Below are 25,290 nucleotides of genomic sequence, written 5' to 3'. Positions count from 1 at the left end.
TCAGGATCAGGCGTCGGTGGCCCCTGTGGCGTCGGCAGCCGGTTCGGACGGGCTATTGGCCGCCGCCTGCTTGGCAATTTCTTCCAACCGGGCGAAGAGCTGCGGCACAATGGGGCTGTCCGGGTGGGTCTGCCGATAGGTATCGGCCAAGCCCTGGGCCTTGGCCAGGTCAGTACCGGCAACATGCACAATCAAACCGGCCAGTTGGGTATGGCCCTGCCCTACCTGCGGCGCAATGCGGGTCGCCGCCAGATAGGCCTCAGCAGCGGTGTCCACGCTGCCCGCCTCTTCATGCACGCGACCCAGGGCATAGACGGCTTCCGGCATGTTGGGCCGGCGGGCCAGACAGCCCTGGAAGGCGTTGGCCGCTTCTTGCAGCATGCCCAGGCGGAACAGGCAGTTGCCGAAATTGAACAGCGGCTCCACCGCGTTGGGATCGGCCTGGACGGCGCGCTGCCACGCCTCGGCGGCCAGCGGGATGTCGCCCATCTGTTCGCGCACCAGGGCCAGCCCGGCCCAGGCATCGCGGAAATTGGGGTCCAGTTCACAGGCGCGCTGCAGGCTTTCAATCGCCTCGTCCAGCTTGCCCTGCTGGGCCAGCGCCATGCCCAGATTATGGTGCGGCGGCGGATGGTCCGGCTTCAGCGCGCGCGCCTTCTTCAGGGCCGCAACAGCATCGTCAAGCTTGCCCAGCCCCTGCAAGGTGGCGCCCAGGTTGGACCAGGCGACACGGACATCCGGGTGGTCGGCATAGACCTTGGTGATCTTGCGCAGCGTATCCGCCGCTTCCTTCATGCGGCCCTGACGATGCAGTTCCGTGGCCGCCCGCATATCGGACGGAAAGCTGGAATACATCGCATCCGACTTGGCCAAATCGGAAAGCTGACGGCGGCGATCTTGGCGATTCATCAAAAGGACCCGGATTTTTGGTGGAACTCTTCTGCTTGGGTCTTGATAGCAAGCCCTTCGGCAAAACGGAACCAAGGAACGGGCCGCCCAACACGCTTTTCCACATAAAACAGGGCCGGTTCCCCGGGGAACCGGCCCTGCCTTCCATGATGACGCATGGACGATCCGCTTTGGCGGTGGACCCCGCCAGCGGACATCTTCCGATCAACCGGCGAAAGACCGGATGCCGGAGAGATCCGCGCGGGTCCGCAAAGTGGAACGAGACATCGGATCACCTCCTTTCTGTACGTTGACACAACAAGGTGAAGATGGGTCAGGCTGGAGCTGCCGTCAAGGGATATCATCCGATATCGGAAGTGTTTTTAGAGCCCCCTCAATGCCCGGCATGCTCCCCACCAGCCGCTGCCGGCTTCCACTCATACCGCGCCTGCACCGGGCCCTTGCCGGCCAGCGTCACGACCGTGGCGATGCGCGTACCCACCGGCACGTCGCGGTCGATCTTGCCAGACAGGCTGTTGGAACCGGCGGGGGTCAGGATGACCTGCACCGGGGCGCCGTCAATCAGCAGGGTGACGCTGCCCGTGGCGCCGGCAGTGTCGATGGGCTTGTCTTCCATTGTGTTCATATAAACGGTCAGGACCTTGTCCTTGATCACCAGTTCCTGGTGCAGGGGCCCCGCATGTACCTGCATCCCACCATGGGCACCCACAGGCGGAGCATGGCCGAAGGCGGCAACGGGGGACAGGGTCAGCAGGGTGGCCAGGGCGACAGCGGCAAACTTCATGATGGTCTCTCCTTAAAATGTTTCGGCCACCTGGCCGGGTATGGTGGGAGCGGTGGTCAAGAGCCGGTCAACGGCCGGACCGCCATAGCGGGCGAACAAAAGCGGGGTGACGACCGTGTCCAGCAGGGTGGCGCTGATCAATCCGCCGAAGATGGTGACGGCAACCGGGTGCAGGATCTCCTTACCCGGCGCGTCGGCGCCGACCAGCAGCGGGATCAGGGCCAGACCCGCCGACAAGGCGGTCATCAGCACGGGCACCAACCGTTCCCGACTGCCACGCCGGATCATGGCAGGGCCGAAGACCTCGCCCTCGATCCGGCAGAGATTGATGTAATGGCTGATTTTCAGGATACCGTTGCGCGTGGAAATGCCAGCCAGGGTGATAAACCCAACCATACTGGCCACCGACAGCGGCAACCCCGCCAACCACAACGCCACGACCGAGCCAACCAGGGCCATCGGCACCGTGCCCATGATGATCAGCACCGGCACGGCGGCGCGGTAGCGGCTGTACAGCACCAGGAAAATCAGGGTGAAGGACACGGCCGACAGGGCGGCAATGGTGCGGGCCGCCTGTTCTTGTGCCTGGAAGGTGCCTTCCAGGCTGGCATGGGTGCCGGCAGGCATCGGCGTCGCATCCAGCACCGCGCGAATATCGGCCACGATGGCCGCCATGTCGCGCTTGCCATCGCCATTGGCCAGAAGGGCCAGACGCCGCTGTCCATTCTCGCGCATCACTTCGTTGGGGCCGTCGCCTTCACTGACATTGGCCAGGTGTGACAGGGGCACCGGTCCGACTGGCGTATCAATCAGCACGCGGCCCAGTGTCGCCGTATCCCGCGCCTCATCCTTCAGACGCAGGACAAGATCGTGCCGACGATCGCCCTCGATGATCTCCGTCACCACCTCCCCGTTGGACAGGCTCTGCACAGCCGCCAGAACGGCGTACGGGGTGATACCATGGGCCCGCGCCCGGTCGGGATCGACATCGACGCGCAGTTGCGGAATCAACACCTGCTTTTCGATCTGCAAATCGACCAGACCGGGAATGCTGGACAGTTTTTGCTGCAACCCGCCGGCCAGGGCGCGCAGCGCGACCATGTCATCGCCATAGAGCTTCACGGCCAACTGGGCGCGCACGCCGGATAGCATGTGATCCAGGCGGTGGGATATGGGCTGGCCCAGATTGACACTGGCTGGCAGGGCCGAAAGCCGGGCCCGGATATCCGTCAGGATCTCGGCCTTGGACCGATCGGAGGGCTTCAGATGGGCCTCCATCTCCGACATATGGACGCCCATCGCATGCTCGTCCAGTTCAGCACGGCCCGTGCGGCGGGCAATGCTGGTCACTTCGGGAACCTGAAGGATCAAGGTCTCCGCCATGCGACCGACCGTGGCGGACTGGTCCAGCGAGATGCCGGGATTGAGGGCCAGGGTGATGGTCACCGTGCCTTCATTAAAGTCAGGCAAAAATGCGCGCGGCAGGAACGGAACGGCGGCCGCAGAGGCCAGCACCGCTGCCACGACCGAGGCGAACACCAATGGCCGGTGGGCAAAGGCCCAGTCCAGCAGCCTGTCATTGACGGCCTTCAGCCTGGCGACCAGCCACCCATCATGATGGGTGGTGTTCGCCAGTTTGGGCAGCAGGAAATAGCAGAGCACCGGGGTGACGGTGATGGCCGTGATCAGGCTGGCCAGGATCGAGACGATATAGGCGATGCCCAGTGGCGCGAACAACCGCCCCTCAATGCCTGACAGCGCGAACAGCGGCACAAAGACCAACACAATGATGGCCGTGGCATAGACAATACCCGACCGTACCTCCGTACTGGCCGACAGCACGATGGACAGCACGGGCAGCGGTTGCGGGCGCCGGGCGTTTTCGCGCAGGCGTCGGAAGATGTTCTCCACATCCACCACGGCATCATCAACCAGTTCACCGATGGCGATGGCAAGCCCGCCCATGGTCATGGTGTTGATGGTCAGGCCCATCGCCTTGAACACCAGAACCGCCACCAGGATAGAGATGGGAATGGCCGTCAGGCTGATGATGGTGGTGCGGACATTGCCAAGGAACAGGAACAGGATAACAGCCACGACGATGCCAGCTTCCACCAGCACACGTTCAACATTCTTGACGCTGTTCTTGATGAAATCCGCCTGACGGAAGACCACAACGGGTGCGGCCACGCCCTGGGGCAAGCCGCCTGTCAGTTCGATCAGGGCCTGTTCCACGGCACGGGTAACGGTCAGCGTATCCGCATCCGGCTGTTTTTGGACCGAGACCAGAACCGCCGTGGCGGCATTCAGACCGGCATCACCCCGGCGCGGACGGGCGGCATGATCGACAGCAGCCACATCACCCAGCGTGATGACCCCGCCATCCAGGGTGGCAACGGGCAGCTTACGCAGATCGTCCAGGCGACTGGTGCGGCCAATGCCGCGCACCAGCAGTTCCTCCCCTTGCCGTTCCACGATGCCGCCGCCGACATTGGCGCCGTAATCCGTCAACGCGGCGCGCACCTGCTCCAGGGTTACGCCCAGCAGGGCCATACGGCCCGTGTCGGGCGCCACCCGGAACTGCCGCACCTCCCCCCCAATGGGGATGACCTGCGATACACCGGGAATAGACAGGATGCGAGGCCGCAGGGTCCAGTCGCCGACATCGCGCAGGCGCATCGGGTCGATGGTGGCCCCATCCGCCGGGGTCAAAGCCACCAGCATGATCTCGCCCATGATGGAGGAGATGGGGCCCATCTGCGGTACGACCCCCGGCGGCAACTGCCCCGTCAGCAGCGAAAGACGTTCGGTAACCTGCTGCCGGTTACGATAAATCTCGGTGCCCCAACCGAATTCCACCGTTACCACCGACAGGCCGGCAGAGGAGGTGGAACGGACACGTTCCACCCCCGGCATGCCGTTCATGGTGGTTTCGATGGGAAAGCTGACCAGCCTTTCCACCTCTTCGGGGGCCATGCCGGGGCTTTCGGTCATCAAGGTGATGGTGGGCCGGTTCAGGTCAGGGAACACATCCACCGACAGATGGCCCAGGGTGAAGGCGCCATACAGTGTCAGCAGCAGGGATGCCACCAGCACCATCAGGCGATTGTGCAGAGAACTGGAGACGATTGCCGTAAACATGGCCGCCCCCTATCGGATCTGGTTAAGAAGATTGGCACTGCGCACCACCACACGAACACCGGCATCAACACCCGCCAGTACACGGACGGCATCGGCTCCCGCCGGTTCCACCCGCACCGTGCGCGGGACAAAGCGCTGGGCTGTCTCATGCACCAGCAGAGCAGGCAGCCCGTCCGAGCCCCGGATGAGCGCATCGCGCGGGACCAGCAGGCCCACCACCGCCGGCCCCGCAGGGCGCGACAGGGTCAGCAGGGTGCCCACTGTCGGGACCGTGCCTCCCCAACCGGCAGGGCCGGCCCGCAGCAGCAGACGGGTCGCCCCCGGTACCGGGGCAACCCCCTGTCCCGCCATGACGAGGGTTACCGCCTTATCCCCAACCCTTGCCGTTACGGCTGCCCCTTCCGGCAGCGGCCCGTCAAAGGACAGTGCCTCCACCATCACCGCCCCCGGCTCCGCCACCTCGAAGACGAGGGTGATATCGCGATCCTCGATCATCAGGCCGGGAACGGCATTGCTGCTGCTGATCACCCCGTCGATGGGCGATGTCAGGGGCACGCGCTTGGCCACCGCACGGGCCATCGCCTCCCGCTCGCGCAGCAACCCATCCAGGGTGGCACGGGCATCGTCAATCTCCGCCTGGGCCACGGCCCCTTTCAGGCTTGACAGCCGGTTCCACTGTTGTTGGGCCAGCCGGATATCTTTATCCAGCGCGGCCAGTTGCTGGGAGATGCCGCTGCCATCCTCGGCACGCAGTACCAGTTCAACATAGCCCAGCACCTGCCCCGCTTTTACAGGTGTGCCCGGTAGGGGAAAGCCGCCATCGGGCGGCATCAGGCGACCAGACTGTGGTGCCTGCACCCGGCCGGACCGGTTGGGATCATGGATCACCCGGCCTGTCAGCGTGGTCGTGGGTGACAGTTCAGCGCTGACCAGCTCCTGGGTCCGGATGGACAGCAGGCGCTGCGTGGCCTTGGGTACAAAAAGGGCGCCATCGGGCAGGCGTCGGGGGGTATTGCCTGCCACCGGCTCTGGTGCCGGTGCGCCATGATCATGGCCTTCATGCGCCCGCACAGGATCGGCAGGAAGGGTCAGCGCCGCCATCAGCAGCAAGACCGGGAGCGCCCGACGCATGCGCAGCGACAGCAAGGCCGCCCCCAGTCCCATGCCCACCAGCAGCGCACCGACGGTCCACAACACCGGACCCCATCCTGTCGCCGCGCCCCCCATGGCATTGGCCGCCGGCACCGTCAGGGTTCCGACCAGCAGGTCAGCCACCCCGTCGCCGGACACGGTGAAATTGAGGGCATGGTCGCCCGGTACCGCCCAGGGCGCTGACAGTCGGTAGGTGCCGTCCGATGCCGCCGGCACCGGCACCGGCTTGCCACCATTGACCGAGAGCGTCACGGCAGCCCCAGTCACCGGACTGTTGTCGGTAAGCCGGTCGATGAACAGGGTGATGGTCCCGCCCTGGGTCAGGGCGACAAGCTGCACTTCCCCGCCATCTGCCTCCAAGGTTGGTATCGCAGCGGGCGATGGGGTGGAAACAACCGGATCGGCGGCGCCATGATCATGCCCTTCATGGGCAAGTGTGGGCAGGACCGGGACGAGAAACAAAGCCACCGCCAGCAAATGGCGCGACAGTCTTTTCATGGGGGGATTCCATCTGACAACGCAAAACGGGCATCAGCGGCGGCAAGGCGCGCCGATGCTGTGGGCGTTTCAGATGGACAGTGGTGGACGTGGTTCGGGCGGTGTCGCCCAGCCCGCCGGGTCAAGGGCCCGACCCGGCAGCAGCAGGCCCGCCGGCACCGGATGCATCAGGGTCGTCACCACCGGCAAACCCGCGGTGATGTGGGCGGCACAGGTGGCCGCACAGCCACAGGTACAGGCATCCTTGCAGCAATCATCACCCATGCCCTGGCCATGTTTGTGCGCATGGTCATGGGATGCAGACACGGGCTGCGCGCCCCCTTGCTCATGACAGTCGCCCGACACGGCCAGAACCTGATGCGCAGCCGCAGGGACCGTCGACGCATGATGATCGTGATGACCCTCATGCGCCGATGCCGTCGCAAAGCCGAACAGAGTCAGAACCAGCGCAACCGCGCCGGCCTTCAGCAACCCCGTCCAGAATGATGCGATATGGCACATGGCCCGGCCTTTGATGACAGACTGTGGAGAATGGGACCTGATCGCGGCATGCGCAAGACCCTTACCGTTGTGATGGCGGTGTTTTATGCCGTGATACGAAAAAGGCGGGAGCCGCATCGCACGGCACCCGCCTTTTTTGATTTTCTTCAACCGCCGACGCCACCGGGGCGGCTTGACGGCAATGGTTGTTCAACCCCGGTCACGATCCCGCTCGCGGCGTGGCGGCTTGCTCGCACCCTCGGCGATTTCAGCCTTCAGCGCCCGGATACGCTCTGCCATGGTTTCCTTGAGGCCCGGCGTCGGCTTCGGACCGAGCGCGGCATAGGCCGCTTCCAGCTGCAACAGGGCCCGGCGCTTTTCGTCATCACTGCGCTTCAGAGGCCGGTTGTCGCTGCGCTGTCCTTCCATCGAACGCATGATCAATCCCTTGTTGAGAATGCTAATGCAGGTCTAGCAACGAAAAAGCCCCGGCCTTATGGCACGGGGCTTTTTCCGTTTCCGCCAAATGGTTTTCAAGTCTCCATCCGGCACCGCCACCGGCACCCAAGAATTCGTTTCTTGGAAGGTGGCGTCCCCAACGGGATTCGAACCCGTGTTACCAACGTGAAAGGCTGGTGTCCTAGGCCTCTAGACGATGGGGACGTCGTCGGTGGGCGGTTAATTAGCCGGACCAGCCGGGCTGTTCAAGCACTTTTTTTCAGTTTCGTGCATATCGCCCATGCCAGAGCCAACTTCGATCAATTCTTATACCGGTCAAGGGTGCGTTCGACACGATATTCCAAATCGCGGATGATGTTCAGCGACGGCAGGCCCTTCAGCACCTTCTGGACCCCCCGCAGATGGGCAATGGCCACGGCATGCTTGGGTCGGGCGCGCAGATATTCGACCCGGAAATTGATACCAATTTCCAGCCGTTGCTCCAGATCACCCTCCTTCGACCGCATCAACCGGTCCTGACCTTCCTGTTCCATCAGCTTTTTCACTGCCGTGAACAGCACGGTGGCGGCCTGCGCAATGCCCACCTCCTCCTCCGTCGGGATATGGGCCATGTCGGGTTCCAAACGCACTTCGGAGCCCTTCTTTTCCTGCAACTGCTTCACCGGCAGCACCACAACACAATCTTGCAGTGCCGCCAGAATGAAGGTGTCGACCGCCTGCATCACCCGTCCGCGTGCTTCGGCCAACAGCTTCTGCCACTCGGGATTCGGTTCCACCTGAACCTCGTCTGCCAGCCCCTTGATCATGAGCTGTGCGTCCGACACAAGCCGGGCACAGGTCAGCAGCCAGACACGCCGCGCCATCACCGGCCCGCCAGAAGCGCGCCCGATCTCCGACAAAGTCCGCGTCAGGTCAGAAAACAACCGGGCCGGGATCAGCCGGGCTGGATGGTTGCCGGAAACATGGCTCATGTCCTGCGACAGCATACGAACCAGTCGCAGCGCCTGGAAGGGCTGGACCAGCATCGTCATCAGGCCGAAAAAGAAATACTCGACCAGGTCGGCGCCCCGGTCATGGACATTCATGTAGGCGGTGCGCGCCGCCACAACGGCATTGGGGGTGAAATCAAAAATACGACCCGATCCCTCCACCCCGGCCATCCGGCGCACCCGGTCCAGGGCAGGTGTCAACTGGGCATGCAGCCCCAGCAGCACCCCGATTTCCTTCATATCTTCCAGCGCCCGGTCGCCCCCCAGCATGGCGGATAACTCACCGCGCCGGCCGTAGGATTTAAGCGCCTCTGCCAGCAGCGACTCCGTCGCGGAGGCCGCAGCCTGGATACCGCGTTCGGCAATGGCGGGAAGATCGGTCCAACGCTGTTCACGCACAGCCTTGCCATATTCCCCCTCCAGCCCGGCCAGCGTGGCACGGTAGGGCGAGGCCATCAGCACCCGCCACCACGGGTTCAGGACCTGGCGCGCCAGGGCTCCCTTGCGCTTTTCTTCATGCAGGTCGCCTTCATAAAGGAAAATCTCCAACGCCGTGCAGATCGACCGCTGAAAGGTGGGAACACGATGGGGGCGCAATGCACGCAGGCGGGGGCGCAAGGTTTCCAGAATCTGTTCATCAGTCGGATCGCGTCGTTCCGCAGCACGGGCCAATTCGACCGCCCGCGCCACCCGCAGCAACGAACTTTCGTCCAACTGCTCAAAATGGGCCTGCAGCTTGGAAATAGTGGTAGCGGGTTCAGGCGGTGAGACCGTGTTTTCCTTCACCTTGCCTGTATCCGACCGATCGGCCGGCATGCCCGCCGCGCGTACATTCATGACACCAACGCCCCGCACAAAATCAACGCAACCGCCCTGCCCCGGCAGTGATAATGCAAGCGGCAACTGGGCGATGGGTGACTATATGCCATGCCGCGATTGCTGTCTTTAACGATTTGGCAATAGTTTGTTAAAGGCGCACGGCGAATTAATGAATAAAGACTCAGGTTTCCTTTATCCAGCGTTGCCGGAAATAGCGCCATCGTCAATTAACAACTGTACGCCGTCATTTCCATTCCAGCGGTCAGGCCGCAAGGTCCCTGCCAGATGCATCGGCCGTCCGCCGCTTTGCAGCAAGGCCGGGCCCAGATCACTGTCCATGGCGCGGAAGGCGATTGATTTCAAACGACTGCCGTCGCTGCCGGTCAGGATGCAGCGCACATGCTTACCTTCAGCCCCAACCAGATCAGCCTTGACAATGCGGGCATCAGCCACGGCGAAGCGGGGTTCGGAGTTACCCGTACCATAGGGAGCAAGCCTTTCCAGATGCCGCAGCAGATCGGTGCTGGCAGCCCGAACCGACAAGGCCCCGTCCAAGGAAAGGGAGGGGACTAGCGGGCCGGCATCTTCCAACTGCCGGGCGATGCGATCCCGCAGGAAAGTGCGCAGATCGTCGATCTTTTCCCGCGCCACGGTGAAGCCGGCCGCCATAGCATGGCCGCCGCCCGCCACCAGCAATCCAGCCTGCCGCGCCGCGATGATGGCGGAGCCCAGGTCGACGCCACGCACGGAACGGCCCGATGCTTTGCCCAACAGGCCGTCCAGGGCCACCACGCAAGCCGGGCGGTTATACCGGTCCTTCAGCCGTGAGGCGACAATGCCGATGACGCCGGGATGCCAGCCTTCCCCCACAGCCAAGACAAGTTCAGGGCTCTCGTCCACGCTGGCTTCGGTGCTGGCGATGGCCTCTTCCAGCACGGCTGCCTCGATCGCACGGCGTGCGGCATTGAAGGCGTGCAGCTCCTTGGCCAGGTCGGCTGCTTCTGCCGTCGACTCCGTCGACAAAAGCCGCGTGCCCAGATCGGCCCGGCCCACCCGCCCGCCGGCATTTACGCGGGGTCCAATAATGTATCCGGCATGGTAGGCGTCCATCACCTCGTTCACACCGGCGACATCGGCCAGAGCCGCAATGCCGATATTGGCCCGTTTACCCATGACACGCAGACCCTGTGCCACAAATGCCCGGTTCAGCCCGACCAGCGGCACCACGTCACACACTGTACCCAGGGCCACAATATCCAGCCACGACATCAGGTCCGGTTCCGTTCTGCCAGCGCTGTAATAGCCGCTGCCGCGCAGCACCCGGTTGACCGCCACGATCAGCAGAAAACTGACGCCCACAGCCGCCAGAGTCGAAAGCGGCCCGCCGGCCGGTTCATCAAGACGGTTGGGATTGACAACAGCGGTCACGGCCGGCAGACGCGGTTCGGCCTTGTGATGGTCCACCACCACCACCTCCAACCCGGCGGCCACCGCCCCCTGCAGCGGGTCGAAACTGGTCACGCCGCAATCGACGGTAATAACCAGATCGATGCCTTCCTGCTTCAGTTTCAACAAAGCTGGCAGGTTTGGGCCATACCCTTCTTCAATGCGGTCGGGGATATAGACCCGCAGTTCCCGGCCCACGGCCCGGAAGAACCGGTTCAGCAGGGCCGTGGAGGTGGCGCCATCCACGTCATAATCACCGAAAACGGCCACCTTCTCCCCGTCGCGGATGGCGCGGGCCACCCGGTCGGCGGCAATGTCCATATCGCGCAGGACCGACGGGTCGGGCATAAAGGCGCGCAAGGTGGGCGAAAGGTACCGCTCCACCTCCTCCACCCCCACCCCACGCCCGGCCAGCAGGCGACCCACCAGTTCCGGCAACCCATGCGCCTGCGCCAGCGTCAGGGCCAGCCGGTCATCGCTATTGCGCGCCTTCCAGCGACGGCCGGTGAGCGAACTTTCAACGCCAAGAAAGGCGGGGATGGTCATGGGGGAGTGCCAGATCCAGGGAGGGGAGATACCGGATGAGCATAGAGCACTGCGCGCGAATGCCCAAAACAGTCATCCCCGCAAAAGCGGGGATGACAATCACGGTACACCGATAAGCGAAGCCGCTTACCGCTTGGCTTCCGGAATGAAGCTGGTCTTGGTGCGCAGATTGTGGTGTGCCTCGACATAGCGCACCGTCCCCGACTTGGACCGCATCACCACCGAATGAGTGATGGCGCCGCCGGGGAAGCGGCGCACACCGCCCAGCATGGGGCCGGTGGTCACGCCGGTGGCGCAGAACATCACATCGCCACGGGCCAGATCGTACAGGCTGTACTTCTTGTCCAGGTCGGTGACGCCCCAGCGCTTGGCGCGCTCCCGCTCGGCATCGTTGCGGAAAATCAGACGGCCCTGGAACTGCCCACCGATGCAGCGCAGGGCGGCAGCGGCCAAAACCCCCTCCGGCGCACCACCCGACCCCATATACAGGTCGATGCCGGCATTGGGCTGGGCCGTGGCGATGACGCCTGACACGTCGCCGTCACCAATCAGCATGATGCGCGCACCGGCCTCCCGCACGCGGGCGATCAGTTCGGCATGGCGCGGACGGTCCAGAATACAGACCACCAGTTCCGAGACGTCCGCCCCCTTGGCCAGCGCCAGATTGCGCAGATTGGTCTCGACCTTTTCGTCCAGGTCGACAACACCGCCCGGCAGGCCACCGCCCACCGCGATCTTTTCCATGTACACGTCAGGCGCGTTCAGGAAGCCACCGGCCTCCGCCATGGCGATAACGGCCAGAGCGTTCGGGCCGCCCTTGGCGCAGATCGTCGTGCCTTCCAACGGGTCCAGCGCGATGTCGATCTTAGGCCCGTTGCCGGTGCCGACCTTTTCCCCGATATACAGCATCGGGGCTTCGTCACGCTCGCCCTCGCCAATAACCACCGTACCGTCGATGGAAAGGCTGTTCAGCGCCTTGCGCATCGCGTCCACAGCGGCCTGATCGGCGGCTTTCTCATCGCCGCGGCCCATCAGCAGCGATGCGGACAAGGCCGCCGCTTCGGTGACGCGGACCACTTCCAGCGCCAGGTTGCGATCCATCACCAGGGAAAAATCGCCCTTCGGATTGCTCTTCTCACTCATATCTCGTTCCCCTATGGCTGAGACCGGCGTCTTGTCGATTGCGCCGTTCCTTGGTTTGAGTGTGTATCAGAAATCCTCGATGCGGATCATGCGCGGCGGTTCCAGAACACTGTCCAACGACGCGATGGTGGCGAGCGCCTGCTGCATGGCGGCCTCATCCGTGTCGTGCGTGGTCCAGACCACCGGCACCGCCTCACCCGGCGCGCGGCCACGCTGCAAGAACGCCTCCATCGAGACATTCTGGTCGCGCAGGGTGGCCGCGATTTCCGCGATCACGCCCGGACGGTCGACCACCATCAGGCGGACATAATAGCGGCCGCGGCGGCGGCTGAGCGGAGCTGCCTTGGCCAGCAGCAGATCCGCCGCCGGCACGCCAAAGGTCGGCGTCGACCGGCCGCGCGCAATATCCACCAGATCGGCGACGACCGCAGACGCGGTCGGGCCGGCACCGGCCCCCCGGCCGACCAGCACAACCTTGTCCACGAAGTCGCCGTCAGCAACCACGGCGTTGAACACACCATCCGTGGCACCGCAGGGGCTGGTGATCGGCACCATGCAGGGATGCACCCGCTGTTCGATCCCCTCCTCCGTCCGCCGCGCAATGCCCAGCAGACGAATGCGGTAGCCCAGTTCCTGGGCATAGTTGATGTCCAGCGCTGAGACGTGGCGGATGCCCTCGATATGCACCGACTTGAAATCGACATGCGCCCCAAAGGCCACGGCCGTGAGGACCGCCAGCTTGTGCGCAGCATCCACGCCATCCACGTCGAAGGACGGGTCGGCCTCGGCATAGCCCAGGCGCTGGGCATCGGCCAGAACATCGGCGAAATCGCGGCCTGTGGTCCGCATTTCGGTCAGGATGTAATTGCAGGTGCCGTTCAGGATGCCGTGAACTTCCCGGATATTGTTGGCGGCCAAACCTTCGCGCAGACCCTTGATGGCCGGGATGCCACCGGCCACCGCCGCCTCGAACGCCAGGGTCAGGCCGGCGGACTCGGCCTTGGCGGCCAGGGCCGCACCATGATGGGCCAACAGCGCCTTGTTGGCGGTGACCACATGCTTGCCAGCCGCCAATGCCGCCTCGACAGCTTGGCGGGCGATGCCGTCGGACCCGCCGATCAGTTCGACAAAGACATCGACATCGGGATCAACGGCCAGATCGGCCGCATTCTCGTACCAGCGCAGGCCTGACAGATCGACACCACGGTCGCGGTGGCGGTCGCGGGCGGAAACGGCCACCACCTGGATGGGGCGGCCCGTTCGCTTGGCGAGAAGATCGGCATTGGCCGAGACCAGCTTCAGAACCCCGCCGCCGACCGTACCCAGACCGGCGACACCGATGCGCAAAGGTTTGCCATCAACCATAAGATCTGATCCTCACTCGACAGCGGCGGGTTCGGACGTGATGGGCGCGTTGACCTTACGCGCCTTGTCCAGGAAAATCTTGATATTGCGGGTGGCCTGCCGGATACGCTGGTTGTTCTCGACCAGACCGAAACGCACATGCGTGTCTCCATATTCGCCAAAACCAATGCCGGGGCTGACGGCCACCTTGGCCTCCTGCATCAGCAGCTTGGCGAATTCGAGACTGCTCAGATGTTTGAACGGTTCCGGAATTTCGGCCCAGACAAACATCGAGGCATTAGGGCTTGGCACCATCCAGCCAGCCTGATGCAAGCCTTCAATCAGCACGTCGCGGCGCTGCTTGTACATCTCGCGGATTTCCAGCACACAATCCTGCGGCCCGTTCAAGGCGGCGGTGGCCGCCACCTGGATGGGCGTGAAGGCGCCGTAATCCACATAGGATTTGAACTTGGCCAGGGCGCCCACCAGCTTCTTGGAACCCACGCCAAACCCGACACGCCAGCCCGGCATGTTGTAGGTTTTGGACAGGCTGTTGAATTCGACCGTGATGTCGCGCGCTTCCGGGATCTGCAACACCGAAGGCGGCGGATTGCCATCGAAATAGATCTCGGCATAGGCAATGTCGGAGAGGATATAGATGCCGTGCTTCAGGCACAGATCCACGATGGGCCGGTACCAGTCCAGCGTTACCGTCTGACCCGTCGGGTTGGCCGGAAAGCTGACGATCAGGGCCGTAGGCTTGGGCACCGAATGTTTGATGGCGCGTTCCAGCGCCGGCACAAAATCATCCAGGCCGTTATTCACCGGGATATGGCGCAGGGCGGCACCGGCCAGCATGAAGCCGAACGGATGGATCGGGTAGGACGGGTTCGGCACCAGGATGACATCACCGGGACCGGTAATCGCCTGGGCCAGGTTGGCCAGACCTTCCTTGGACCCGATGGTCACAATGGCTTCGGTCTCGGGGTCGATATCGACATCGAAGCGGCGCTTGTAATAGGCACTGATGGCCTTGCGCAGGCCGGGAATGCCGCGGCTCTGGCTGTAGCGATGGGTCTTGGGGTTCTGGACCGCCTCGATCATCTTCGCCACGATATGCGGTGGGGTCGGCTGGTCCGGGTTACCCATGCCGAGATCGATAATGTCCTCCGCCGCGGCCCTAGCTCGCGCCTTCATCGCATTCACTTCAGCGAAGACATAGGGCGGAAGCCGCTTGATGCGGTGGAATTCAGTGTCGCTCATGGACCTGGGCACCGGGTTGACAATGAAAGGGGCGAAATATGTAGCGCACCGCAACAGCCCCAAGCGACATGATTTTGCGCAGGGCATGCGCCAATCTGCCATGAGCGGGCGGGATGGCGGGGGATAATGAAGTTCACCATCACACCTCGCCTTCCCGGCGAAGGCCGGGACCCAGGGGCCAAGCGCACGACCCCTCGGCAAATTTCATCATCGCGGCGGCAACGGCAGAGCCTTTGGCCCCTGGGCCCCGGCCTTCGCCGGGGAGGCAGTTGGTTCCTGCTAACTCCCCTCCGGCGGCCTCGGCAGTGCCTGCGGCACCGGCGGTGGGGCGTCCGGTACGTCGGGCACGTCCTCCGCCCGGCCACGCGGATCGGTCGACCGGGCGCGCAACGCGTCCCCCGCCGCCTCCCCTTCCGCCTGATCGGCCTGCAACCGGTCGATCATCGCCTGCCGCTCGATAGGGCTGGAAAATGCCTCTGGTCGCGGCGGAACAGAACCGAGATTGGCCTCTCCCTGCAAGGTGGGATCGGCGCGGCGGATGGGCCGCACACCAGTCAGCGCCTTGATGGGGTCGGCATCGGTGATTTCCGTGGCCAGCGCCGGAGCCGGCCCATCATCGAAGACGATGTCGGGCACAGGCAATTGCGCACAACCCGCCAAGGCCAGCATGGTCATGACAGCCATCAGGCGGAGATGTCGGGGCGATACGTATGCGTCGGTGAAAATCATGATGGGATCGTGTATGAAAAAAAGCGGGACGGCAACCCGCCCGCCATACCGCCATCGGACAGGCTGGCATGCGGGACTGATCCTGGACAGAGCCGACGGCCCCACCCCGGGGTAATGGAGAATCGGCATGTCCCCAAACCTGGGAAACGTGACGTCAAGGAAGTCAGCATGGCCGAGCCGCAAAGCCCCGAGATCAAGATCCCCGATCCGGTTGAAATGTCGCGCAACGTGGCGCGTATCGCCGAACAGAGCCAGCGGCTGGTGGCAGATTTCCTGCAACGGCAGAGCGGCGGCGATGCGTCCGCCTCGCAGAGCATGATGCATATCGGCGCCGCCTTCATGGAAATGACGGCCCGGATGATGGCCGATCCAGCCAAGCTGATGCAGGCGCAAATGTCGCTGTGGCAGGATTACCTGTCGCTGTGGCAGCGGACCACCCAGCGCCTGTTAGGCCAGGAAGCCGCTCCCGTGGTGGCGCCGGCCAAGGAGGATAAGCGCTTCAAGGACAGCGCCTGGGACGAGAACGCCCTGTTCGACTATATCAAGCAATCCTACCTGCTGACGGCGCGCTGGCTGCAATCCACCGTGCAGGAAGTGGAGGGCATGGACGACAAGACCGCCAAGAAGGTGGATTTCTATACGCGCCAGTTCGTGGACGCGATGGCCCCCAGCAACTTTGTCCTGACCAACCCGGAGGTCTTGCGCGCCACCATCGAATCCGGCGGTGAAAATCTGGTCAAGGGACTGGAAAACCTGCTGGGCGATCTGGAGCGCGGCAAAGGCCAGCTCGCCATCTCCATGACCGACTATAAGAAATTCGAGGTGGGCAAGAATATTGCCGCCACGCCCGGTCAGGTCGTCTATCAGAACGAGCTGATGCAGTTGATCCAGTACAACCCGACGACGGAGCAGCAGCATAAGCGGCCGCTGCTGATCGTGCCGCCCTGGATTAACAAGTTCTATATCCTGGACCTGCGCCCGGCCAATTCGCTGGTGAAATGGCTGTGTGATCAGGGGCATACGGTATTTATCGTGTCCTGGGTCAATCCGGATGAGGCGCTGGCCGCCAAGACCTGGGAAGATTACATGACTTTGGGCCCGCTGGCCGCCATCGACGCCATCGAACAGGCGACGGGGGAGAGCGAAATCAACATGGTCGGCTATTGCATCGGTGGAACGCTGACCGCCTCGACGCTCGCCTATATGGCGGAAAAGGGGGACGACCGGGTGAAGAGCGTGCTTTACCTCGTCACCCTGACCGACTTCACCGAACCGGGCGAACTGTCCGTCTTCATCGACGAGGAACAGTTGGCGGCGCTGGAAGAAAAGATGAACAGCCAGGGCTACCTGAATGGGCAGTCCATGGCGACCACCTTTAACATGCTGCGCGCCAACGACCTGATCTGGTCATTCGTGGTGAATAACTACCTGCTGGGCAAGGACCCGTTCCCGTTCGACCTGCTCTACTGGAACTCCGATGCCACCCGCATGCCCGCTGCCATGCACAGTTTCTATTTGCGCAACATGTATCAGCGTAACCTGCTGGTGAAACCGTGCGGCCTGACCCTGAAAGGCGTGGAGATTGATCTGAGCCGGATCAAAACCCCGACCTTCATGCTGTCCACGCGGGAGGACCACATCACACCCTGGAAGTCGACCTATGCCGCGACCCAGCTTTATGGCGGACCGGTGAAATTCGTGCTGGCGGCATCCGGCCATATCGCCGGCGTCGTCAATCCGCCATCAGCCAATAAATACAGCCACTTCCTGAATACCAAACTGCCCAAGGACCCCGAACAGTGGCTGGCCGGCGCCCGCCAAGTGGAGGGAAGCTGGTGGCCAGAATATGCCAAATGGGTGCAGAAATATGCCGGGCCCAAGGTTCCGGCCCGCCAGCCTGGCGACGGCAAGCTGACGCCTATTGAACCGGCACCGGGTTCCTATGTGAAGGTCCGGGTGGTGGAATAGACGAGAGCCGGAGACACCATATCCGCAATTCCTTGTAAAAATTTCGGAGTCCGAATATAAACACCCTGCAACCAAAGGCTGGGGTGTCATGATCGAAGACATGTTCGACCGGTTGAGCGAACCGGCGGCCAATCGGCTGGCGGACGGGTTTGTGCGGGTGGCAGCAGCGTTGAAGGCCAATGACTGGCGCGATGCCACCCCGCATGGATTGACCGCGACCCAGGCCCGCATCCTCTCCTTGCTGCGTGACAATCCCGAAGGGTTGCGGCCTGTGACCATCGCGGCGCGCATCGGGGTGAAGGCGCCCACCGCCAGCGAGGCCACCACCACCTTGATCCAGAAGGGTCTGGCCCTGCGTGTGGCGGCCCCAGATGACGGGCGCGGCAATCTGGTGCTGGCTACCCGCGACGGGCTGAAGCTGGCCGACCGGTTTGGTGGCGGGCCACTGTTCCTGATTGATGCTTTGGGCGATATGCCGGCATCGGACCAATTGTCCCTGTTGCGGCTGATGTTGCGCCTGATCCGCAGCTTGCAGCGTGCCGGGCATGTCCCCAACAGCCGCATGTGTCTGGACTGCAAGTTTTTCCAGCCCAAAGTGGCACCAGGAACCGATCTTCCGCACCATTGCCATTTCGTCGGCGCCCCGCTGGGCGATCGGCACCTGCGGCTGGATTGCCCGGAACAGTCTCCGGCCCCCCTGCCCGTCGCGGACGAAGTCTGGGCCGGGTTTCTGAATGACCGGGGAGAGGTGCGATAATCGCACCTCTCCTGCCGGCCCCGCCGCGGCGGGGCCGAAGGGGCCGGATCAGACCGACAGTGCCTCTACCAGGGGCAGACTGCGCAGGCGCTTGCCGCTTGCCGCCGACAAAGCATTGGCCACGGCCGGGAATGTCGGCGGCACGCCGGGTTCGCCAACGCCGCCCAGCGTTTCACCGGACTTGATGAAATGGACGTCAATCACAGGCGGCGTTTCTGAATGGCGCATCAGGCGGTAGGTGTCGAAGTTACGCTGCTCGGCCCGGCCATCCTTGACCGTCACCGCTTCATACAGGCCCGCCGATAGGGCCATGACCACCCCACCCTCCATCTGGCTGCGTGCGCCATCGGGCAGCACGACATCGCCGCAATCCAGCACCGTGGTTACCCGGTGGACACGCGGCTGCCCGTCGACCACCGACGCCTCCACCACATGAGCGGAGAGGGACCCGTAGCTGACAAAAAAACCAATGCCCTGGCCATGGCCCTTCGGCAAGGTCCTGCCCCATTGCGCCTTTTCCGCCACCAGATCAATCACGGCCAGCGCCCGCTTGTTCCCGGCCAGCAATTCGCGGCGGAAGGCGAGCGGGTCCTTGCCGGCCGCGGCGGCCAGTTCGTCAATAAAACATTCCAGGAAAAAAGCATTATGGGTGGCGCCCACCGCGCGCCAGGGCGAGGCCGTGACCCGGACATGCCGGCGGGCCCAATCCAACTTGAAGTTGGGCAGGTTGTAAGGAAGGTTGCCAAGATCCTGCACCGAGGAACCGTCCAGTTCCCCTTCCTTCAGCCCGCCCGGCGCAAACTCGGCACGCATGGAGGGACCGGAAATGCGGATGGCCATGCCGGTCACCGTCCCTTTGGCGTCCAGCGATGCGGTCAGGCGCGCCATCTGGGCCGGGCGGAAATAGCCACGGTCAAACTCGTCCTCCCGCCGCCAGAAAAATTTCACCGGGGTGCCTGCCATGTCCTTGGCGACCTGTGCGGCACCCGGAATGCCATCATCCATCAGACGCCGGCCGAAACCGCCACCCAGCATCAGCGTGTGGAGGGTCACGGCCTCGGCATCGATGCCGAGGGTCGCCGCTGCCGTGCGCCGCGACCGGTCTTGCACCTGGGTCGGCGCCCACAGCTCCAGCTTGCCATCCTTGAACAGACCGGTGCAGCTCCACGCTTCCATCGGCGCGTGGCAAATATACGGCACGCTGTAATCGGCGGTTACCGTCTTAGCGGCCGATTTGAAGGCAGCATCGACATCACCGCGTGACGTGGCCGGGATGGCCTGGGCCGCGCCCAGCCCTTCCACCATCGCCTCAGCCAGGGCGGCGCTATTGATGCCGTCCTGGGGCGAAGGGGCCATACTGACCGTCACAGCATCCGCCCCCTTGATCGCCGCCCAGGCCGTGTCAGCGATGACGGCAACGCCGCCCTGGATCTTCACCACCTTCCGGACACCCTTGACCTTAAGCGCGGGCGCCGCATCAAAGCTGGCAATATCGCCATGGAACACCGGATTGAGGCGGGCGCAGGCGTAGAGCATGCCCGGCAGGCGGAAATCCATGCTGTAAATGGTTTCGCCCCGCACCTTGGCTGGAATATCAAGACGCGGGATATTCTGGCCAACATACCGGCGGGTCGACGGATCGCGCAGCGGTGGATTGTCGGGCGGCGTGAATGTTGCCGCATCCGCTGCCACATCCCCGATACGCATGCGGCGCTGGGTTTGAGTGTGAACCAGATAGCCGCGTTCGATGGTGATGCCGGCCGGATCAACATTCCAGCGGCTGGCGCCAGCCTGGATCAGCATGACACGCGCCTGCGCCGCACCCTTGCGCAGATGGTCGTTCCAGCGGCGGACACCCTGACTGCCCCCCGACCCCATGGCACCGCCCCAGCGATAGGCATCGGCAGGAATGGCGGTTTCCACCGACACGTCGGCAAAATCCACGCCCACTTCATCGGCGATGATGGCAGCATGGGCGGTGTGGGTACCCTGCCCCATCTCTGTGGTGGGGGAAATGATCACCAGCTTACCGTCGGGCTTCACCACCAAATAGGCGGTGACCATGCCAGTCTGGGCATTGGCGCCGGCAGCGGCAGCACCCAGCGGCGGCGGGCCCGGCGGTGCGGTTTGCGCCCGCGTGGGCAGCGGCAGGGCGATGGCGACCGCAAGGCCGCCCAGGCCAGCCAGAAGCGCGCGGCGCGACAGGTCGGTGTCGTGGATCAGGTGGCTATCCATGGCGTCAATCATCCCTTCCTGCGTCACGAGGCGATGCCGGCAGCGCGCTTGATCGCGGCCTTGATGCGCGGATAGGTGCCACAACGGCACAGATTGCCATCCATGGCGGCATCAATTTCTGCATCCGTGGGTTTGGGCGTTTCCTTCAAAAGGGCAGCGGCCGACATGATCTGTCCGGACTGGCAATAGCCGCATTGCGGCACCTGCAGGGCTTCCCACGCTTTCTGCAGCGCATGTGTGCCGCCCAGGGCCTCAATCGTGGTGACGGTCGAGCCGGCCGCCGATTGTAGCGGGATGACGCAGGACCGGGTGGCGACACCGTCGACATGTACCGTGCAGGCGCCACACTGGGCGACACCACAGCCATATTTGGTACCGGTCAGGCCCAGAATGTCACGGATGGCCCACAGCAAGGGCATATCCGGATCGGCATCCAGCCGGTGAACCTTGCCATTGATGGTCAGTTCGATCATCGCCTTCACCTTCTGCCAGGACATTTATTTTGGAAGCAGAATAAAGATAACACCGGTGTCATGGGGCCGGCATTTTGTTTCAGGACGGTAAATGGCGTCTCAAACCATGCCTGCAAGTCCCAACGGCGGCCATTTTGTGACATGGTTTCACATTCTCCACCGAGATATTCGGGCGAATATTTCGGTGGCGCCCGCCACCCCTATTCCGCTCGCCTTGACCAGGCAAAGACTGTACGTTTCCGGACAGTTTTCCTTGTCCTGGTGGATCATGGCTGAACAGTCGCGTGTCCTGATCGTCGATGATGACGAAGATATCCTGGTGGCTGCCCGCTTGATGCTGAAACGCGAGGGCATTCTTTGCCACACGGAACCCAGGCCGGACCGGATTCCGCATCTGCTGAAGGAAGGAAGCTTCGACGCTGTCCTGCTGGACATGAATTTCGCCATCGGCGCCAATACCGGGCGCGAGGGATTTCAATGGCTGAAACGGATCGTCGAAATCGACCCAACGCTGTCGGTTGTGCTGATCACCGCCTATGGCGATGTCGGGACGGCGGTCGAGGCGATGAAGCAAGGGGCCGCCGATTTTGTGCTGAAGCCTTGGCAGAATGAACGGTTGCTGGCCACCCTGTCTTCTGCGCTGAAACTGACCGCCTCAAAACGCGAAGCCCGGCAATCCGCCGCCACCACCAAAGAGCTGGCCGGCGTCAATGTGGATGGTGCATCCAGCACGATCATCGGGTCATCACCCGCCATGGCCCGAATCTTTGCCCTGCTGGACCGCGCCGCACCGACCGAAGCCAATGTCCTGATCCTGGGCGAAAACGGCACCGGCAAGGAGGTGATTGCGCGTGAAATCCACCGCCGGTCGAAACGCCGGGACCAGGTTTTTGTCTCGGTCGATCTGGGTTCGGTGTCGGAAAGCCTGTTTGAAAGTGAACTGTTCGGTCACAAGAAAGGTGCCTTCACCGACGCGAAAGAGGACCGTGTGGGCCGTCTGGTGGCAGCCAATGGCGGCACGCTGTTCTTGGATGAAATCGGCAATCTGCCACTGTATTTGCAATCCAAGCTGCTGTCGGTGCTGGAACAACGGGTGGTGATCCCCGTGGGCGGAACCAAGCCTATCTCCATTGATGTAAGACTGGTCAGCGCCACCAACATGCCGCTGGACCAGTTGGGCCGGGAAGATGTGTTCCGCCAGGACTTGCTATACCGCATCAACACGGTGGAACTGCACCTGCCGCCGCTGCGCGACCGGGCCGATGATATCCCCGTCCTGATTGACCATTTCGTCGCGATCTATGCCCGCAAATACAATATGCCGGCGAAGAAAGTGTCGCCCGGCGCCCTGCCCCGGCTGATGGCCTGGCGCTGGCCCGGCAATGTGCGGGCCCTTCGTCATGCTGTGGAACGGGCCATGATCCTGTCAGCCGGTCCGATGCTGGAAGCCGAAGATTTTTCTCTGCCATCGACGGCTGGTCAGGCCGCGCCGACACCGGCCCCACCCGTCGCCACCAGCGGCAATGCCCTGATCCTGGATACGCTGGACCTGGAGGCGGTGGAGCGCGAGGCCATCCGCAAAGCACTCTCCAAACATCAGGGCAATATCAGCCACGCGGCCCAGGACCTGGGCATCACGCGCGCCTCCCTCTATCGCCGGATGGAAAAGCATGGGCTCTAGGCGGTTTGAGCTGAATGTCACGATCCGGGTGGCACTGCTGGCCCTGTCCTCCATGCTGCTGGGCATCATGCTGGTGGAGACGTCGCTGCGTGCCACCAGCCTGCTGGTAGCCCTGGCGATCCTGGCACAGGTCGGAGGACTGTTGCGGACGGTCACCAAGACCAACCGCGAAGTGGCACGGTTCCTGGGCGCCATCGCCCATTCCGATTTCAGCCAGACCTTCCGCCAGTCTGACCAAGGGTCGGCCTTTGATGAACTGGGCACCGCCATCACCCAAGTGATGGACAAGTTCCGCGCCAGCCGCGCCAGTTCAGAGAAGCAGGCTGATTATCTGAACGCCATGCTGAACCATGCGCCGGTGGCCCTGGCCGCGATGTTTGAGGATGGGCGCGTTGAGCTGCTGAACAATTTTGCCCATCGGCTGCTGGGGCCGGAGGAGCTGAGCCGGCGGACCACGGACGGACAGTTTCTGGCCGACGCGCTGCGCGGGTTGGCACCCGGCACCCGAACCCTGATCCGGGTCGCGGCGGGCAGTTCGGTGGGACCGCAGCAACTGACCGTGACGGCGACACGCCTGATCCTGGGCGGGGAAAGCCGGCTGCTCTTGTCCTTGCAGAATATCGCCGGCGATCTGGAAGCCACGGAAGTGCGGGCCTGGCAGGACCTGGTGCGGGTGCTGACACACGAAATGATGAATTCCCTAACCCCCATCGCGTCGCTGACCCGCACCGCACAGGGGGTACTATCTGATTTGAAGGAAAAGGTCGCGGGTCAGGCCGATCTGGTGGATGAGATGCAGGATGCGGAAATGGCCATTGATACCGTGGCCCGCCGCTCCAACAGCCTGCTGCGTTTTGTCGAACGCTATCGCCAGTTCACCTCAGTCCCCAAACCGCAACTGGCGCGTATCAAGGTGAAAGAGATCACCGAACGTCTGCAGCGCCTGATGGCGCCTGCCGCCGACAGCCACGGCGTGTCCATGGAAGTGCTGGTGCTGCCGCCGCAGTTGGAACTGCTGGCCGATGCCGACATGGTCGAACAGGTGCTGATCAACCTGCTGAAAAACGCGGTGGAGGCCATGCGCGACGTGCAACCCCGCACGGGCGGCCACCTGATCCGCCTGACCGCCCATCTGGACGAGGGCGGGCATGTGGTGATCAATGTCGGCGACAATGGGCCGGGTATTCCGTCTGATGTCGCCGAAAAGATCTTCATCCCCTTCTATACTACCAAGCGTGACGGGTCGGGCGTGGGCCTGTCCTTGGCGCGGCAAGTCATGCTGGCCCATGGCGGCAGCATCAACCTGACCCCGGACCCTGATGGCGGATCGGTGTTCACGTTGCGCTTCTGAGGGGGAAGGTGGGCGCCGGGCATCGGCCTCACGTTTCCCCTGCCGCGCATCCTGTTCCGTGCTACGCTATCGCGACGACTTTCAGACAGGCCTGCGCCATGGAACTCACCGCCCTTTTGATCTTCGCCGGTATCTACGCCGTCGCCGTGGCCTCGCCTGGTCCCGGTGTGGCCGCCGTGGTGGCCCGCGCTCTGGGGACAGGCACGCGGCGGACCCTGCCCTTTATCGCCGGCATCGTCTTGGGTGACCTGACCTGGTTTGCGCTGGTGATGGGTGGGCTGGCCGTTCTGGCGCAAAGTTTTCAGATCGTTTTCACCGTGATCAAATATGCTGGCGCCGCCTATCTTCTTTATATGGCCTGGAAACTCTGGCGGGCACCGGCGCAAGGGATTGCCGAACAGCCGCAGATCAAAGGTGAAGGGTTCAAACTGGTGCTGGGCGGGCTGGGGCTGACCCTGGGCAACCCGAAGACCATGGTGTTTTTCCTGGCCATCCTGCCGCAGATCATCGCACTGCGGACCATGACGCCGCTGGCCATTGCCGAACTGTGTCTGGTGATGGTTGTGGTGTTGGGCGGTATCATGACCGGCTATGCGCTGCTGGCTGCGGGGGCGCGGCGCTTTATTGCGACACCGGACCGGATGCGCGCGGTCAACCGCGCCACCGGCGGCGTGATGGCAGGCGTCGCGGTCGCCGTGGCCGCACGATAAACCGACCGCAGACGGCAGGGGAGCAGGCGTTCTTCTTGCTCAGATCGCCTGCCTGCGCTATAAGTTCCGATTACGTAAACGTTACTTAAAAAATGGCGTGAGGAAGCGTGATGACCATCGATCAGATCGAAGCCCAGATGAAAGCCCGTGCGCTGAACTTTGTCGGGCTGGGGGCCTTGGTGAAGTTTGACCTGGGCGGCGGCGATGTCCTGTTTATTGATGGTCGTGCCACCCCGCCGACGGTGGGCCGCCAGGGGGCTGCCCCTGACACGACCCTGACCATTTCCGGTGATAACCTGATGAAACTGGCGGATGGCAAGCTGGCCCCGACCCTGGCCTTCATGACCGGCAAACTGAAGGTCAGCGGCAATATGGGTATCGCCCTGAAACTGGCCAACATGCTGGAAGATTAA

The 25,290-nt window shown here is 63.2% G+C and carries 20 protein-coding genes and 1 tRNA gene; 6 read left to right on the top strand and 15 right to left on the bottom strand.

Annotated features, from left to right (window positions below):
* Positions 1–6: 6 nt before the first annotated feature.
* The 13 genes from CHU95_RS14530 to CHU95_RS14470 all read right to left on the bottom strand — a co-directional run bounded on the left by CHU95_RS14530 (position 7) and on the right by CHU95_RS14470 (position 15,648).
* Entirely contained in the window at positions 7–909 is a 903-nt protein-coding gene (locus tag CHU95_RS14530; RefSeq protein ID WP_094457036.1) for a tetratricopeptide repeat protein, read from the bottom strand.
* Between the two features lie 373 nt (positions 910–1,282).
* Positions 1,283–1,693 carry a hypothetical protein gene (locus CHU95_RS14525; RefSeq protein WP_094457035.1) on the bottom strand — a complete coding sequence of 137 codons (411 nt, stop codon included), beginning with the start codon at positions 1,691–1,693 and terminating at the stop codon, positions 1,283–1,285.
* 12 nt (positions 1,694–1,705) lie between these two features.
* Positions 1,706–4,834, bottom strand: a complete 3,129-nt coding sequence (locus CHU95_RS14520) for an efflux RND transporter permease subunit (protein ID WP_094457034.1) — start codon at positions 4,832–4,834, stop codon at positions 1,706–1,708.
* Positions 4,835–4,843: 9 nt separating this feature from the next.
* Positions 4,844–6,484 (bottom strand): efflux RND transporter periplasmic adaptor subunit, encoded by a 1,641-nt coding sequence (locus tag CHU95_RS14515; protein ID WP_094457033.1) that lies wholly within the window; start codon positions 6,482–6,484, stop codon positions 4,844–4,846.
* A gap of 69 nt (positions 6,485–6,553) precedes the next feature.
* The gene (locus CHU95_RS14510; RefSeq protein WP_094457032.1) at positions 6,554–6,985 is read right to left on the bottom strand and encodes a hypothetical protein; all 432 of its coding nucleotides are present in this window, start codon (positions 6,983–6,985) and stop codon (positions 6,554–6,556) included.
* A gap of 189 nt (positions 6,986–7,174) precedes the next feature.
* On the bottom strand, positions 7,175–7,402 hold the full coding sequence (locus CHU95_RS14505; RefSeq protein ID WP_133065533.1) for a hypothetical protein: 228 nt from the start codon (positions 7,400–7,402) through the stop codon (positions 7,175–7,177).
* 149 nt (positions 7,403–7,551) lie between these two features.
* A tRNA-Glu gene (locus CHU95_RS14500) sits at positions 7,552–7,627 on the bottom strand.
* Positions 7,628–7,722: 95 nt separating this feature from the next.
* The gene (locus CHU95_RS14495) at positions 7,723–9,249 is read right to left on the bottom strand and encodes a hypothetical protein (protein WP_094457030.1); all 1,527 of its coding nucleotides are present in this window, start codon (positions 9,247–9,249) and stop codon (positions 7,723–7,725) included.
* A 174-nt stretch (positions 9,250–9,423) separates the two neighbouring features.
* Positions 9,424–11,223, bottom strand: coding sequence for a single-stranded-DNA-specific exonuclease RecJ (gene recJ / locus CHU95_RS14490; RefSeq protein ID WP_094457029.1), 1,800 nt, complete (start codon positions 11,221–11,223; stop codon positions 9,424–9,426).
* 126 nt (positions 11,224–11,349) lie between these two features.
* The gene (glpX, locus tag CHU95_RS14485; RefSeq protein WP_094457265.1) at positions 11,350–12,324 is read right to left on the bottom strand and encodes a class II fructose-bisphosphatase; all 975 of its coding nucleotides are present in this window, start codon (positions 12,322–12,324) and stop codon (positions 11,350–11,352) included.
* Between the two features lie 108 nt (positions 12,325–12,432).
* Positions 12,433–13,731, bottom strand: coding sequence for a homoserine dehydrogenase (locus tag CHU95_RS14480; RefSeq protein ID WP_094457028.1), 1,299 nt, complete (start codon positions 13,729–13,731; stop codon positions 12,433–12,435).
* 12 nt (positions 13,732–13,743) lie between these two features.
* Entirely contained in the window at positions 13,744–14,973 is a 1,230-nt protein-coding gene (locus CHU95_RS14475) for an LL-diaminopimelate aminotransferase (protein ID WP_094457027.1), read from the bottom strand.
* A gap of 279 nt (positions 14,974–15,252) precedes the next feature.
* Complete coding sequence (locus CHU95_RS14470; RefSeq protein ID WP_094457026.1) at positions 15,253–15,648, bottom strand: hypothetical protein; 396 nt, start codon at positions 15,646–15,648, stop codon at positions 15,253–15,255.
* Between the two features lie 222 nt (positions 15,649–15,870).
* On the opposite strand from CHU95_RS14470, the gene CHU95_RS14465 reads away from it, so the two are divergent.
* Positions 15,871–17,670 carry a PHA/PHB synthase family protein gene (locus CHU95_RS14465; protein ID WP_094457264.1) on the top strand — a complete coding sequence of 600 codons (1,800 nt, stop codon included), beginning with the start codon at positions 15,871–15,873 and terminating at the stop codon, positions 17,668–17,670.
* An 88-nt stretch (positions 17,671–17,758) separates the two neighbouring features.
* On the top strand, positions 17,759–18,427 hold the full coding sequence (locus CHU95_RS14460) for a MarR family winged helix-turn-helix transcriptional regulator (RefSeq protein WP_094457025.1): 669 nt from the start codon (positions 17,759–17,761) through the stop codon (positions 18,425–18,427).
* A gap of 48 nt (positions 18,428–18,475) precedes the next feature.
* Here CHU95_RS14460 and CHU95_RS14455 read toward each other — a convergent pair whose 3' ends face one another.
* Together CHU95_RS14455 and CHU95_RS14450 are read right to left on the bottom strand one after the other, a co-directional pair.
* Positions 18,476–20,674, bottom strand: a complete 2,199-nt coding sequence (locus CHU95_RS14455; RefSeq protein WP_094457024.1) for a xanthine dehydrogenase family protein molybdopterin-binding subunit — start codon at positions 20,672–20,674, stop codon at positions 18,476–18,478.
* Positions 20,675–20,685: 11 nt separating this feature from the next.
* Positions 20,686–21,159 (bottom strand): (2Fe-2S)-binding protein, encoded by a 474-nt coding sequence (locus CHU95_RS14450; protein WP_425435984.1) that lies wholly within the window; start codon positions 21,157–21,159, stop codon positions 20,686–20,688.
* Positions 21,160–21,403: 244 nt separating this feature from the next.
* On the opposite strand from CHU95_RS14450, the gene CHU95_RS14445 reads away from it, so the two are divergent.
* The 4 genes from CHU95_RS14445 to CHU95_RS14430 all read left to right on the top strand — a co-directional run bounded on the left by CHU95_RS14445 (position 21,404) and on the right by CHU95_RS14430 (position 25,290).
* Positions 21,404–22,816, top strand: coding sequence for a sigma-54-dependent transcriptional regulator (locus CHU95_RS14445; RefSeq protein ID WP_094457023.1), 1,413 nt, complete (start codon positions 21,404–21,406; stop codon positions 22,814–22,816).
* Positions 22,806–24,167 (top strand): sensor histidine kinase, encoded by a 1,362-nt coding sequence (locus CHU95_RS14440; protein WP_094457022.1) that lies wholly within the window; start codon positions 22,806–22,808, stop codon positions 24,165–24,167. The genes CHU95_RS14445 and CHU95_RS14440 overlap by 11 nt, the downstream gene beginning before the upstream one ends.
* Positions 24,168–24,265: 98 nt before the next feature.
* On the top strand, positions 24,266–24,877 hold the full coding sequence (locus CHU95_RS14435) for a LysE family translocator (RefSeq protein ID WP_094457021.1): 612 nt from the start codon (positions 24,266–24,268) through the stop codon (positions 24,875–24,877).
* Positions 24,878–24,987: 110 nt separating this feature from the next.
* A complete protein-coding gene (locus CHU95_RS14430; protein WP_094457020.1) occupies positions 24,988–25,290 on the top strand; it encodes an SCP2 sterol-binding domain-containing protein in 303 nt (100 codons plus the stop codon).

The organism is Niveispirillum lacus, from assembly GCF_002251795.1.
Lineage (GTDB): Bacteria > Pseudomonadota > Alphaproteobacteria > Azospirillales > Azospirillaceae > Niveispirillum > Niveispirillum lacus.
This window is presented reverse-complemented; position numbering and strand designations above follow the sequence as displayed.

Bases quoted from the DNA above. Each gene is read 5' to 3' on its own strand.
- CHU95_RS14530 (WP_094457036.1), bottom strand. From the start codon at position 909: ATGAATCGCCAAGATCGCCGCCGTCAGCTTTCCGATTTGGCCAAGTCG.
- CHU95_RS14525 (WP_094457035.1), bottom strand. From the start codon at position 1,693: ATGAAGTTTGCCGCTGTCGCCCTGGCCACCCTGCTGACCCTGTCCCCC.
- CHU95_RS14520 (WP_094457034.1), bottom strand. From the start codon at position 4,834: ATGTTTACGGCAATCGTCTCCAGTTCTCTGCACAATCGCCTGATGGTG.
- CHU95_RS14515 (WP_094457033.1), bottom strand. From the start codon at position 6,484: ATGAAAAGACTGTCGCGCCATTTGCTGGCGGTGGCTTTGTTTCTCGTC.
- CHU95_RS14510 (WP_094457032.1), bottom strand. From the start codon at position 6,985: ATGTGCCATATCGCATCATTCTGGACGGGGTTGCTGAAGGCCGGCGCG.
- CHU95_RS14505 (WP_133065533.1), bottom strand. From the start codon at position 7,402: ATGCGTTCGATGGAAGGACAGCGCAGCGACAACCGGCCTCTGAAGCGC.
- CHU95_RS14495 (WP_094457030.1), bottom strand. From the start codon at position 9,249: ATGAATGTACGCGCGGCGGGCATGCCGGCCGATCGGTCGGATACAGGC.
- recJ (WP_094457029.1), bottom strand. From the start codon at position 11,223: ATGACCATCCCCGCCTTTCTTGGCGTTGAAAGTTCGCTCACCGGCCGT.
- glpX (WP_094457265.1), bottom strand. From the start codon at position 12,324: ATGGATCGCAACCTGGCGCTGGAAGTGGTCCGCGTCACCGAAGCGGCG.
- CHU95_RS14480 (WP_094457028.1), bottom strand. From the start codon at position 13,731: ATGGTTGATGGCAAACCTTTGCGCATCGGTGTCGCCGGTCTGGGTACG.
- CHU95_RS14475 (WP_094457027.1), bottom strand. From the start codon at position 14,973: ATGAGCGACACTGAATTCCACCGCATCAAGCGGCTTCCGCCCTATGTC.
- CHU95_RS14470 (WP_094457026.1), bottom strand. From the start codon at position 15,648: ATGACCATGCTGGCCTTGGCGGGTTGTGCGCAATTGCCTGTGCCCGAC.
- CHU95_RS14465 (WP_094457264.1), top strand. From the start codon at position 15,871: ATGGCCGAGCCGCAAAGCCCCGAGATCAAGATCCCCGATCCGGTTGAA.
- CHU95_RS14460 (WP_094457025.1), top strand. From the start codon at position 17,759: ATGATCGAAGACATGTTCGACCGGTTGAGCGAACCGGCGGCCAATCGG.
- CHU95_RS14455 (WP_094457024.1), bottom strand. From the start codon at position 20,674: ATGATTGACGCCATGGATAGCCACCTGATCCACGACACCGACCTGTCG.
- CHU95_RS14450 (WP_425435984.1), bottom strand. From the start codon at position 21,159: ATGTCCTGGCAGAAGGTGAAGGCGATGATCGAACTGACCATCAATGGC.
- CHU95_RS14445 (WP_094457023.1), top strand. From the start codon at position 21,404: ATGGCTGAACAGTCGCGTGTCCTGATCGTCGATGATGACGAAGATATC.
- CHU95_RS14440 (WP_094457022.1), top strand. From the start codon at position 22,806: ATGGGCTCTAGGCGGTTTGAGCTGAATGTCACGATCCGGGTGGCACTG.
- CHU95_RS14435 (WP_094457021.1), top strand. From the start codon at position 24,266: ATGGAACTCACCGCCCTTTTGATCTTCGCCGGTATCTACGCCGTCGCC.
- CHU95_RS14430 (WP_094457020.1), top strand. From the start codon at position 24,988: ATGACCATCGATCAGATCGAAGCCCAGATGAAAGCCCGTGCGCTGAAC.